The sequence below is a fragment of the Achromobacter maghribensis genome, assembly GCF_057334215.1.
The window spans coordinates 84,419-96,820 of the sequence record NZ_JBHFII010000058.1 but is presented as its reverse complement, the minus strand read 5'-3'; the positions used below and the strand labels follow the sequence as shown (position 1 = coordinate 96,820).

General features: G+C 64.8%; 12 protein-coding genes. 9 read left to right on the top strand and 3 right to left on the bottom strand.

Features of this window, described 5'->3' with window-relative positions:
- Positions 1-549: hypothetical protein (locus tag ACE039_RS25240; RefSeq protein WP_485823629.1), on the top strand; the 549-nt coding region annotated here is incomplete at its 5' end.
- Here ACE039_RS25240 and ACE039_RS25235 read toward each other — a convergent pair.
- The gene (locus tag ACE039_RS25235) at positions 550-951 is read right to left on the bottom strand and encodes a hypothetical protein (RefSeq protein WP_485811766.1); all 402 of its coding nucleotides are present in this window, start codon (positions 949-951) and stop codon (positions 550-552) included.
- Positions 952-1,115: 164 nt separating this feature from the next.
- On the opposite strand from ACE039_RS25235, the gene ACE039_RS25230 reads away from it, so the two are divergent.
- Genes ACE039_RS25230 through ACE039_RS25220 form a run of 3 tightly spaced genes read left to right on the top strand, consistent with a single transcriptional unit; the run spans position 1,116 to position 4,129 of the window.
- Positions 1,116-2,399, top strand: coding sequence for an XAC2610-related protein (locus tag ACE039_RS25230; protein ID WP_485823628.1), 1,284 nt, complete (start codon positions 1,116-1,118; stop codon positions 2,397-2,399).
- 30 nt (positions 2,400-2,429) lie between these two features.
- The gene (locus ACE039_RS25225; RefSeq protein WP_485823627.1) at positions 2,430-3,032 is read left to right on the top strand and encodes a YdcF family protein; all 603 of its coding nucleotides are present in this window, start codon (positions 2,430-2,432) and stop codon (positions 3,030-3,032) included.
- Between the two features lie 53 nt (positions 3,033-3,085).
- Positions 3,086-4,129 carry a histone deacetylase family protein gene (locus ACE039_RS25220; RefSeq protein ID WP_485823626.1) on the top strand — a complete coding sequence of 348 codons (1,044 nt, stop codon included), beginning with the start codon at positions 3,086-3,088 and terminating at the stop codon, positions 4,127-4,129.
- 27 nt (positions 4,130-4,156) lie between these two features.
- Here ACE039_RS25220 and ACE039_RS25215 read toward each other — a convergent pair whose 3' ends face one another.
- The gene (locus tag ACE039_RS25215) at positions 4,157-5,491 is read right to left on the bottom strand and encodes an MFS transporter (protein WP_105556230.1); all 1,335 of its coding nucleotides are present in this window, start codon (positions 5,489-5,491) and stop codon (positions 4,157-4,159) included.
- A gap of 132 nt (positions 5,492-5,623) precedes the next feature.
- Here ACE039_RS25215 and cyoA point away from each other — a divergent pair, with 132 nt between their 5' ends.
- The 5 genes from cyoA to ACE039_RS25190 all read left to right on the top strand — a co-directional run bounded on the left by cyoA (position 5,624) and on the right by ACE039_RS25190 (position 10,590).
- Complete coding sequence (gene cyoA, locus ACE039_RS25210; RefSeq protein ID WP_485823625.1) at positions 5,624-6,667, top strand: ubiquinol oxidase subunit II; 1,044 nt, start codon at positions 5,624-5,626, stop codon at positions 6,665-6,667.
- Positions 6,668-6,748: 81 nt separating this feature from the next.
- A complete protein-coding gene (cyoB, locus tag ACE039_RS25205; protein WP_448708288.1) occupies positions 6,749-8,752 on the top strand; it encodes a cytochrome o ubiquinol oxidase subunit I in 2,004 nt (667 codons plus the stop codon).
- Complete coding sequence (gene cyoC, locus ACE039_RS25200) at positions 8,745-9,386, top strand: cytochrome o ubiquinol oxidase subunit III (RefSeq protein ID WP_485823624.1); 642 nt, start codon at positions 8,745-8,747, stop codon at positions 9,384-9,386. Before cyoB ends, cyoC begins: the two co-directional genes overlap by 8 nt.
- Complete coding sequence (gene cyoD, locus ACE039_RS25195) at positions 9,383-9,811, top strand: cytochrome o ubiquinol oxidase subunit IV (protein ID WP_332008021.1); 429 nt, start codon at positions 9,383-9,385, stop codon at positions 9,809-9,811. The genes cyoC and cyoD overlap by 4 nt, the downstream gene beginning before the upstream one ends.
- Positions 9,811-10,590, top strand: a complete 780-nt coding sequence (locus ACE039_RS25190; RefSeq protein ID WP_485823623.1) for an SURF1 family protein — start codon at positions 9,811-9,813, stop codon at positions 10,588-10,590. The genes cyoD and ACE039_RS25190 overlap by 1 nt, the downstream gene beginning before the upstream one ends.
- Positions 10,591-10,635: 45 nt before the next feature.
- On the opposite strand, the gene ACE039_RS25185 is transcribed toward ACE039_RS25190, so the two are convergent.
- Positions 10,636-12,330 carry a nicotinate phosphoribosyltransferase gene (locus ACE039_RS25185; protein ID WP_485823622.1) on the bottom strand — a complete coding sequence of 565 codons (1,695 nt, stop codon included), beginning with the start codon at positions 12,328-12,330 and terminating at the stop codon, positions 10,636-10,638.
- Between the last annotated feature and the right edge of the window lie 72 nt (positions 12,331-12,402).

The window sequence follows — 12,402 nt, the reverse complement described above, 5'->3', positions numbered from 1 at the left end:
CCCCCGCACGCCTCCCCCAGCCCCTCAGGCGTGGAAGTCTGCACGGTGACGGGAACGTCGGGCCAATACAGTGTGCGCGTGCGCAACACGGGTTCCGCGCCGCTGACTCGCGTCGACGTCACGGGCGTCCGGCTGGACGCCGCTGGCCAGGCAACGGACCATTTGACCGTCAGTCTGGCGGACATTCCCCCCGGCAAGTACAAGACCGCCATCCTGGCGCGCCATGAAGAATCGGCTGCGCTGGACAGCATCGTGACCTATACCGCCGTCGACGGCGTGGAAACGGCGCAGGAAGAACTGTTTGCGGGCAAAGTCGCGCACGTATCGCCGGGCTCCGCCTTGCAGTACACCCTGGCGCCGCTGGCCGTGCGCGGCTGGACGGTGGCGTATGGCTCGGCGACAGCCCCTAGGCTGAACGCCGGCAGCGCCGTCCTGTTGTCTTATCCCGTGCGCAGCGGCAAGAAGCCCGCTACCCGGCCCGAAGCTGGCCGCACGCCGTCCACGGTCGTGCCTCTGACCCCATGCCGCGAAGCCGGCAAGACGTCCTGATCAGGTGCCGCTAAGCAGATCGCGCTCGTTCAGCAGCGCATAGACGATTTCGGGCTTGTTATCGAAACCCCGCCGTATCGCGGCGGGAAGCGACGTGCGCGTCTTGCGGCACAGGCCGGGCGCATCGTCCAGCTGAATGGAAATACCGCGCGACGTGCGCACTTCGTTGTCGCTGGGCGTGATGCGGATCACGATGCCCAGCTGCGCCTGGATGCGCCCCTGCATGGCGCGCAGGTCGTCCAGGCTGACGATGCTCTCCAGACGCGCCACCAGCCGCTTTTCCTCTTCTTTTGTCAGGCGCAGGATGCGGACGTCCGCGCTCGGGTCGGCCAGCAGCCGGTCGCGGTCGCACACGCAGGCGCCCGGCGGACATTCTTGGCGGATCGGAAACGGAAGATTCATGGAGGACCGACGCGCAAAGGCGCGACGCAAACTCGAAAAGCGTGAACAACACCAGAAAATCAATTCTACCCAGGAAGCCAGACGGCACCTGCCGCAGCACTGCTCGTTTTCCCGCAATCGGCTGCGGTATATTGCCCCACTCAATTCGAAGCGGGGAGAGGCGGTTGAAACGGATTCTGCTTGTGGCCGCCCTGGCCGCGCTGGCGACAACAGGTCAAGGCGCGCAGGCGCAACCCGCCCCGCGCGACTTCCCCTATCCCATCAAGGCCGGGCTGTCCGCCGTGGTCACGATCAGCGGCGAAGACGCGCCACGCGCGACCGTGCGCGTGGGCAACGGCCCCGCGCAGCAATTGGGCACCTTCGACGAGACCGTCGACCAGATCGGATCCGTCGACATCGATCACGACGGCTACCGCGATCTGGTGCTGGGGCAAAGCGGCGGCAGCACGCAGGTCATCGCCCGCCTGTTCCTGTATCGGCCCGATAACGGCGCCTTTCAAGAAATTGCGCATCCCGACCCGACCAGCCCCTGCCGGGGCTTCGTCAACCCGGAGGTCGACGACAAGCAGGCCGTCATCCGCGTGGCGTGCCGGTATGGCGCCGCCAGCAATGGTTTCGAAGAATATGTATTGCGTCCCGACGGCACGGCGCGCGCCACGTCGTGGGCTACCCAGGCGCTGTTCGGTCTGGAAAGCCAGGCCGCCGACGTGACCTACCGCTTCCGCGAAGACGGCACCATCGCGCGCATCGAGATCGAAGGCGAAGGATCGCCGCTGGAAGGCGGCACCGTGCCGGTCAGCACGCTGGATCTCTACGACACGTCCGACGTCAACGCCCGGCCCGCGATGACCGTGGCCGAAAACGAACACCTGGACGTCGTGGCGCTGCGCCCGCCGGACTGGCTGCAAGTCCGCGCCCCCGGCAAGGCGGCGGGCGACGTACTGAAATGGGTGCGCTACGGCGATCTGCGCGTGGACAAGCATCGGCTGGCGGTGCCGTCACCGCAAAGCGGCCTGACGCTGGACCTGGCCGACACGCTGGCCGATTGGAACGGCGAAGACGGCGGCCTCTTCATAGTCAGCGTGGACAACACCGGTGACGCGCCCGCCGCCCTCAACGCCCCGCGCCTCTGGTTGCTGCTGACCAATGCGCAGGGCGACCGCATCGTGCACCCGCTCTACCAGCGCGAAGGCGACACCCTGCACCCTGCCAACCCGCTGGGGTTTGCCCGCGACCCGATCGTCTGGGCCGCTGCAGAGGACGGCAAGCCGGCCTATCTGGTGAACGACAACGGCAACAGCAATGTCCCGTTCCTGCCGCCGCTTGCGCCCGGCAAATACCGTGCGGCCGTCGTGTTGACGGACCCGGGAAATCTGGCCCAGCCCATCGTATCGAACGAAATCGGGTTCGACTACCCGCTGCCGAAACGGCCGCCCGCCTCGCAGTAAGCCGGGGCGCATTTCCCGACGACAACCCACGTGCCGCCTGCCACCCGCCCTGTTCGATACCGTCCGCTCCGGCGCGCGGCCTTTCTGCTGCTCGCCTTGCCGCTGGGCGCCCTGCTGCTGGCTGCCGCCACGCTGACGGCAACCGGGCTGCTGACCATCGCCCGCCCCGCCGACGTCGCCATCGTGCTGGGCAACACCGTAGCAGCGGATGGGCAACCGTCGCCCCGTCTTGCCGCCCGCCTGGACCGCGCCTATGACTGCTTTGCGGCGTCGCAATGCCGCGTGCTGTTCGTCAGCGGCGGCATCGACCCGGCCGGCGCCGACGAAGCCGCCGTGATGCGCGACTATCTGTTGACGCGCGGGGTGCCCGCCGACCGCATCGTGACCGACAGCGCGGGCGTGAATTCCTGGGCGACCGCCCGCCATGCCAGCGACTACATGCGCGATCATGGCTACGTCAGCGCGCTGGCCGTCACGCAGTACTTCCACGTGCCACGCACCCTGCTCGCCTTGCACCGGCACGGCGTGACGGATGTCAGCGGCGGCTATCCGCGCTTCTTCGAATGGCGCGACCTGTACTCCGTTGTCCGTGAGCTTCCGGCCGTGGCATGGTATGCATTCCGGCCGCTATAGTGGCGCTCTTGCCGTCTTCTTCCATTTTTTGAATCCTTCAAGGACTCGACGCCGTGCAGATCTTCCACAACCCCGTCCATGACAAGCATGCTGGCCGCCAGGAAATGTTCCGCGGCAAGCTGGTCCCCTGCCACGAAACGCCGGCGCGGCTGGAATACGTGCTGGACGCGTTGCGCGAACGCGGCATCGGCAATCTGCTTGCCCCTTCGTCGCCCGATCTGGATCTGATCAAGCGCGTGCACACGCCGCGCTACGTGGACTTCCTGGCCAGCGCCTGGCGGGACTGGGTGGCGCTGGATCCGGCGAATGCGGACACCGACATCCTGCCCTCGGTCTGGCCCGTGCGCGGCTTCCGCCACGATATCGAACCCACCAACTTCGCCGCGCGCGTCGGCCTGTTCTCGTTCGACAGCGGCTGCCCGCTGACCGCCGGCACCTGGGAAGCGGCCACCGCCGGCGCGGCCTGCGCCATCGACGCTGCAGGCGCCGTCACCGCCACGGGCGGCCCACGCACCGCCATGGCATTGACGCGGCCGCCCGGCCACCATGCCGGCGCCGACTTTTTCGGGGGCTATTGCTTCTTGAATAACGCCGCGATTGCGGCCCAAGCGCTCCGCGATGCGGGCGCCGAACGCGTGGCCATTCTTGACGTCGACTATCACCACGGCAACGGCACGCAGAGCATCTTCTACGACCGCGGCGACGTGCTGACGGTGTCGATCCATGGCGACCCCACCACCGAATACCCCTTCTTCCTGGGCTATGCCGACGAGCGCGGCGAAGGCGCGGGCCTGGGCGCCAACCTGAATCTGCCGCTGGCCGCCGGCACCGACTTCGCCACGTGGACGCAAGCGCTGCAACAGGGCCTGTCCGCCATTCAGGCATTCAACGCCGACGCCGTCGTGATCGCGCTGGGCGTGGATACGTACGAAGGCGACCCGATCTCCAAGTTCAAGCTGAAAAGCGTTGACTATCTTGAAGTGGGCCGCAAACTGGCCAGCCTGGGCCTGCCGACGGTGTTCACGATGGAAGGCGGCTACGCCGTGGCCGATGTGGGCATCAACGTGGCGAACGTGCTCGAAGGCCACGGCCGCTAACGCGGCACTGCCCTACGTTCCCCACGTTCAGTCGCGCGTTTCCAGCACCTTGTTGATGCGTAGCGCCAGCAAGGTGCATGCCGCGCCCGAAAGCAGATAGATGCTGACGGCCACCAACCCGAAGCGCGCCGACAATCCCAACGCGACCAGCGGCGCGAACGCCGCGCCGACTAGCCACGCCATGTCGGACGTGAGCGCCGCGCCCGTGTAGCGGAAGCGGCGCGTGAAGTTGGCGGTGACGGTGCCCGAAGCCTGGCCATACGACAAGCCCAGCAGCGCGAAGCCCACCAGGATGAACGCGTCCTGGCCCATCGGCCCGCCGCCCAGCAGCCAGGGCGTGAACAACGCGAACACGGCAATCAGCACGGCCAGCAACCCCAACGTCGTGCGCCGGCCAATGCGGTCGGCGAGCCAGCCCGATGCCACCGTCCCCAGGATGCCGATCACCGCACCGATGATCTGCACGATCAGCACATCCGTGATCTGTTGCGTGGCGCTGACGGCGATCCACGACAACGGAAACACCGTGACCAGGTGGAACAGCGCGTAGCTGGCCAACGCCGCGAACGCGCCGATGAACAGGTTATAGCCTTGCGAGCGCACCATCTCGGCGATGCTGATGGGTTCAAGCTCGCCTTCTTCCAGCAACTGCGTGTATTCCTCGGTGACGACCAGGCGCAGCCGCGCGAACAGCGCCACCACGTTGATGGCGAACGCCACGAAGAAGGGATAGCGCCAGCCCCATTCCAGGAAGTCGGACTGCGTCAGCGTGACGTGCAGGTACAGGAACAGCGCGCTGGCCACCATGAAGCCGACCGGCGCGCCCAACTGGCCCATCATCGAATACCAGCCACGGCGATTGGGCGGCGCATTCAGCGCCAGCAGCGACGGCAGCCCGTCCCAGGAGCCACCGAACGCCAGCCCTTGCAGACACCGGAACACCGCCAGCAACGTGATGGCGTGCGCGCCAAGCGTGTTGTAGCTGGGCAGGAACGCCATGCCCACCGTGGCCGTTCCCAGCACGAACAGCGCGACGGTCAATTTTGTGGCGCGGCCCCAACGCCGCTGGATCGCCATCGACAACGCCGTGCCGATGGGCCGCATGATGAACGCGAAGGAGAAGATGACGAAGGCCCAGAGCGTGCCTTCCAGCTGCGGTTCGAAGGGGAAGAAGACCTTCGGAAAAACCAGCACGCAGGCGATGCCGAACACGAAGAAGTCGAAGTATTCAGAGGCGCGTCCCACTACCACGCCAACGGCGATTTCACCGGGGGCCACCTTGGCATGGCTGACCCCGCCAGTCAACGCCCCAGGACCGGGAACGGAAGAAGCATGACCGGGATATTGCGTGGTGGTCGACATGGGTTTGCTCACTGTAGGAGGTCCGAAATACGCCACTGCCTTGCACACTTTTGTTCTTTTTACCCTAGATTTTTCGCGGCTTCCAGCGTAGTGTTGCGTTTACCTCCCACGGTTACGTTTCGAGGTATGGCTATGCCGTCCTTCACAAGGCTCCGCGGATTGATCCTGATTGCCGCCCTGCCATTGCTCGCCGGATGCAATGCAGTACTGCTGTCGCCATCGGGCGATGTGGCACTTCAACAGCGTAATCTGATCATCATCTCCACCGGCTTGATGCTGCTGATCATCGTGCCGGTGATCTTCCTGACCTTCCTGTTCGCGTGGCGCTATCGGGCCAGCAACAAAGACGCCCACTACGACCCGGAATGGAACCACTCCACGATGCTGGAGCTTCTGATCTGGGCAGCGCCCCTGCTGATCATCATCGCGCTCGGCGCCCTGACCTGGGTCAGCACCCACCAACTGGATCCCTACCGCCCGCTTGCGCGCCTGTCCGAAGGCCGCGAGGTCCCGGCGGGTACCAAGCCGCTTGTCGTCGAGGTGGTAGCGCTGGACTGGAAGTGGCTCTTCCTCTATCCCGAGCAGGGCATCGCCACGGTCAATGAAATGGCCGCACCGGTCGACCGCCCCATCCAGTTCAAGATCACGTCATCAACCGTGATGAACTCCTTTTTCGTGCCGGCGCTGGCGGGCCAGATCTACGCCATGCCCGGCATGCAGACGACGCTGCATGCGGTGATTAACCATCCCGGCGAATACGAAGGCCTGTCCGCCAACTACAGTGGATCGGGCTTCTCGGGCATGCGCTTCAGGTTTCACGGCCTGGACCAGCAGGGCTTCGACAAGTGGGTGGCCGACGCCCGCGCCTCGCCCGACAAGCTCAGCCGCGACGCCTACCTGAAGCTTGAGCAGCCCAGCGAACGCAACCCGGTCCAGCGCTACGCCACGGTCGCGCCGGGCCTGTTCGACGCCATCGTGAACCGCTGCGTCGAAGGCAACCGCATGTGCATGAAAGACGCGATGGCCATCGACTCGCAGGGCGGCATGGGCATCCCGGGCGCGCTCAACATCACTACGCTGGATCCGGAAACGCGCGAACGCCTGGGCTTGGCCGGCACGCCGCCGCGCAAGTATGTAGGCGCCATGTGCACGTCCACCGAAGGGCTCGTGTTGTAGCGGCGTGCCGTGCGTCCGTCGCGACACGGGCCGGCCGTTGCAAGGGCTTCATGAAATCGTGGTCTTTACGCTGGAATCGAGATGCCTGATCAACCTGACCTCATCAAGCTGATCTTCGGTCGACTGACCTGGGACGCCATCCCCTTTCACGAACCCATCCTGCTTGCCACCTTCTTCATGGTGGCGGTAGGCGGCATCGTCGTGCTGGGCTCCATCACGTACTACAAGAAATGGGGCTACCTGTGGCACGAGTGGTTCACCAGTATCGACCACAAGAAGATCGGGATCATGTATGTGATCCTGGGCATCGTGATGCTGCTGCGCGGCTTCGCCGATGCCATCATGATGCGCTTGCAACAGGCGGTGGCCTTCGGCGATTCGGCGGGTTATCTGCCTCCGCACCACTATGACCAGATCTTCACCGCGCACGGCGTGATCATGATTTTCTTCGTGGCCATGCCGTTGGTCACGGGCCTGATGAACTACATCGTGCCGCTGCAGATCGGCGCACGCGACGTGGCCTTCCCCTTTTTGAACAACTTCAGCTTCTGGATGACGACGGGTGGCGTCGTGCTGGTGATGATGTCGCTGTTCGTCGGCGAATTCGCGCGCACGGGCTGGCTGGCCTACCCGCCCTTGTCAGGCATCATGCAAAGTCCTGACGTGGGGGTCGACTACTACATCTGGGCGTTGCAGATAGCGGGGGTGGGAACCCTGCTATCCGGCGTCAACCTGCTGGTTACCATCGTGAAGATGCGCGCGCCCGGCATGACCATGATGCGCATGCCCATCTTCACCTGGACGGCGCTGTGCACCAACGTGCTGATCGTGGCGGCCTTCCCCGTGCTGACCGCCGTGCTGGCCCTGCTGTCCATGGACCGCTACGTCGGCACCAACTTCTTCACGGCAGACTTCGGCGGCAACGCCATGATGTACGTGAACCTGATCTGGATCTGGGGCCATCCCGAGGTCTACATCCTGATCCTGCCCGCCTTCGGCATCTTCTCGGAAGTGGTGGCCACCTTCTGCCGCAAGCGTCTGTTCGGCTACGCATCCATGGTGTACGCCACGGTCGTGATCACGGTGTTGTCGTACCTGGTCTGGCTGCACCACTTCTTCACCATGGGGTCCGGCGCCAGCGTGAACTCGTTCTTCGGGATCACGACCATGATCATCTCGATCCCGACCGGCGCGAAGATCTTCAACTGGCTCTTCACCATGTACCGCGGTCGCATCCGCTTCGAAGTACCCATGCTGTGGACGCTGGGCTTCATGGTCACGTTCGTGATCGGCGGCATGACGGGCGTGCTGCTGGCCGTGCCCCCCGCCGACTTCGCGCTGCACAACAGCCTGTTCCTGATCGCGCACTTCCACAACGTCATCATCGGCGGCGTGCTGTTCGGGCTGATGGCCGGCATCACGTACTGGTTCCCCAAGGCCTTCGGCTACAAGCTCGATCCGTTCTGGGGCAAGTGCTCGTTCTGGTTCTGGCTGGTGGGCTTTTACGTGGCGTTCATGCCGCTGTACGTGCTGGGGTTGATGGGCGTGACGCGCCGCGTGAACCACTTCGAAGACATGTCGCTGCAAATCTGGTTCCAGGTAGCGGCCTTCGGCGCGTTGCTGATCGCCTGCGGCATCGCCAGCTTCATCATCCAGCTGGTCGTCAGCTACCGCCGGCGCGACCAATTGCGCGACGACAGCGGCGACCCCTGGGACGGCCGCACGCTGGAATGGTCCACGTCGTCGCCCCCGCCCAACTACAACTTCGCGTTCACGCCGCGCGTGCATGACCTGGACGCCTGGTGGCAAATGAAGCAGCACGGCTATCAGCGGCCGCAGCAAGGCTTCATCCCCATCCACATGCCGAAGAACACCTGGGCCGGCGTGGTGCTGGCGGCGATCAGCGTGGTGATGGGCTTTGCGCTGATCTGGCACATGTGGCCGCTGGCCGTGCTGTCGTTCGCCGCGTTGATCCTGGTGTCCATCATTCATACCTTCAACTACAAGCGCGACTACTACGTGCCGGCCGACGAGGTCGTGCGCGAAGAAGCCGCCCGGACAAGGTTGCTTGCGAAAAATGTCTGATACCCTGGCCCCCACCCTGCCCGGCGGCACCGCGCCGCCCTCGGAGCCCGTGTTCTACGTCGCGGGCGAACATCATCCCAAGAACGGCACCCTGCTGGGGTTTTGGGTTTACCTGATGAGCGACTGCCTCATCTTCGCCTGCCTGTTCGCGACGTACGGCGTGCTGGGCCGCAACTATGCGGCGGGCCCATCAGGCGCGGACCTGTTCGACTTGCCGCTGGTGGCGGTGAACACGTCCCTGCTGCTGCTGTCGTCCATCACCTACGGCTTTGCGATGCTGGAGATGCGGCGCAACCGCATCGGCGCCACGCAGTTGTGGCTGGCGGTCACCGGCATCCTTGGCCTGGGCTTCCTGTCGCTGGAACTCTACGAATTCGCGCACCTGATCCACCAAGGCGCGGGCCCTCAACGCAGCGCCTTCCTATCGTCGTTCTTCACGCTGGTCGGCACCCACGGGCTGCACGTCACGTTCGGCATCGTCTGGCTCGTGACGATGATGATCCAGGTGCAGATGCACGGCCTGATTCCTGAAAACCGGCGCCGCCTGATGTGCCTGTCGATGTTCTGGCACTTCCTGGACCTGATCTGGGTGGGCGTGTTCACCTTCGTCTATCTGATGGGAGTGCTGCCATGAGCTCGCACATGGATAACCTGGCTGATCGCGGGCATGGCGATCACGGGCACCACGGCCACGGCGGCGGCCATGATCACGACGATGACGACGGCGCCGGGCACGGCACGCTCAAGAGCTACTTCACGGGCTTTGTCCTGGCGGCCATCCTGACCGCCATCCCGTTCTGGCTGGTGATGGACCGCGTGTTCGACAGTTCCCGCACGACCGCGCTGGTGATCCTGGCTTTTGCCGTCGTACAGATCGTGGTCCACATCGTGTACTTCCTGCACATGGACACCAAGTCCGAAAGCGGGTGGAACATGTTGGCGTTAATATTCACGCTGGTGCTGGTCGTAATCACGCTCAGCGGGTCAATCTGGATCATGTATCACTTGAACTCCAATATGATGCCCATGTCCACACACGACATGCGGAATATGCCCTGATGGCAGCAGTAAAGAACACTCATACCGGCGACACCCCCCGTAATCCGTGCAGCAAAACCACCCTGGTCATCCTGGGGGTGGTTGCTGTCGCGCTGTTCGCGGGCCTGTGCGCCCTGGGCACCTGGCAGGTGCACCGGCTGGCCTGGAAGCGCGACCTGATCGCGCAGGTCAATCAGCGCGCCCATGCGCCCACCACGCCAGCGCCGGGCAAGCGAGACTGGCGGGCCCTGTCCTTCAACAACGCTGAATACCGCCACGTGGCCGCTTCCGGCACGTACCAGTACGACCGCCAGACGCTGGTGCAAGCCGCCACCGAACTGGGCAGCGGTTACTGGGTCATGACGCCGCTGCAATTGGCCGACGGCGGCACCGTGCTGGTCAACCGCGGCTTCGTCCTGCCGGAATGGCGCAAGAACGCGGCCAACACCACGCAGGCGCCCGCGGAGGGCAGCGTCACCGGCCTGCTGCGCATGGGTGAACCCGGCAGCGGCTTCCTGCGCAACAACGATCCGGCGGCCAACCTCTGGTATTCACGCGACCTGCCGGCCATCGGCACGGCACGCGGGCTGACCGACGTGGCGCCGTACTTCATCGATGCCGACGCGGCGTCCAGCCCCAGCCGGGATCCCGCGAAAGCGCCCGTCGGCGGCCTGACGGTGCTGACGTTCCCGAACAACCACCTGGTCTACGCCATCACCTGGTACGCGCTGGCGCTCATGATCATCGTCGGCGTGGTGATCTTCGTACGCGAAGAAAAGCGCGCGCGCGGCAAAGCCTGAACCAAAAAAAGCTCCCCAGGGAGCTTTTTTTACGTCGCCCGACCTTCAGCGCCCGGTCCAATCAATGCTGCCCGGCTCTGGGCACACCCATGACCCTTGCAGCCGTTCCCGGATCTGGGCCAGGCTCTGCTCCACCAGCAAGCTGCCATCGCGGAACACGGGCACCAGCGCGCCACCCTCGGCTTGCGCCGGGGTCTGCTGGTCAAGCAGCACATAGCCCGTCGCCGTTTCATCGACCCGCAACAAACCCTTGGCCGAACGCTTCACGCCGGAATCCGTGACGGGATCCTTCACCAGTTCCTGGGGTTCGCCGTCGACTTCGGCATACGTCGCCTTCAATGCCCACCCGAACGTGTCGCGCGTCAGGTACTGGTAGGTGTAGGATCCAATCCCAAGCACGACGTTGCCCGAGGCGAAGCCCTTCTTTTCCAGCCGGACCAGAATGTCGCGGCCGCGGGCCAGCGTGATGGAATCGCCATAGATCAGGCCCACGTGCGAGTCCAGCAGCTTGTAGCCGCGGTCCGTCACCACGCCGCCGAAGATGTCCCACAGGCATTGCACGGCGCCCTTCACTTCCGCTTCGCGCAACGCCTGGCTTGGGCGCGCATCTTCGTCCAGCAACCAGAAGGCGCCCGTCGCCGCGTCGCGCACCGCCTCGAAGCCGTCGCGGCCAGCGGCCGCCAAGGCCGCGGCGTCCGCCACGCTGGACACGTCCGTGCAAAAGTAGCCCGTCAGAATCTTCACGGGGTCGCCCGAATCGGGGCGGAACACGACCTTGGCGTTGCCGAAGGGGTCGGGCCGGCGCGCCAGGATTTCCGGCTTCAAGGCGGCGGCAAAGTCCGTCACCACCTGCCAGAAATCCCACGTGTCCGACACCACCGACACGATGCCCGCCGGGTAGACCTGCGTGACCAGGCGGCGGATGGTCGCGATCTCGCCCTCTTTGCTGCCCAGGCACATGACCGAGTGTTCGGTCGCCGGCACCGAACCGCCGATCAGTTCGCGGTCGGAGTCGGCGCCGTAAAGGTCCTCGAGGTAGTCAATGGCGGGAATCGTGTCGGTGCCGGTGAACGACAGCAAGTGCCCCGCACCGCATTTGCGGGCGTCGTGCAGGCCCGCCATGCCACGCATCGAAAAGTCGTGCCCCTGCCAGTTCACGAAGTCCATCGGACTGCCCGTCAGGCGTGCGAAGTACGTCAGCAGCTTCCGGTATTCGAAGGCGATGGTCGCAACGGTGGATGCCTTCCAGGACTCGCAGCTGAACAACGTCTCGATATAGGTCACCAGCCACGCGAAGGCTGGGTGCGTGTTGACGAAAGTCACCGGCGGCACGCGGATATCCACGCGCGCGCCCTCGGGCACCGAACGGATCTCCAACGGCAGATAGCCCAGTTCATACAGCGCCTGCAAGTGGTCGACGGTGACCGCGCCCTTGCCCAGCGCATTGTCCACCCGCCGCTGGTACTGGCGCACGGCCACGCCCGCCGGCTTGCCGAAGAATTCGCGGTCGAACAGGTCGATCAGGATTTCCTTGATGAAGCCTTGCAGGCCGAACCAGACGATCTTGCCGTCAAACAGCTCGGGCAGCACCGGCGCCAGCCGGGCGGACCGCGGCGTGAAGTTGGCCAAGATCTTGTTGGTGCCCTTGGGATACTGAAAGGGGTGGCCCGTCTTGTAGAAGTCGGCTTGCAGGAAGGGGTTAATGCCGTTCTTGAGGGTCAGGTCGTCGCGGGTATTCATGGCTCGGTTTCCTTCTTAATTGACAAGCACCGGGGCGGGGGGGGGGGGGGGGGGGGGGGGGGGGGGGGGGGG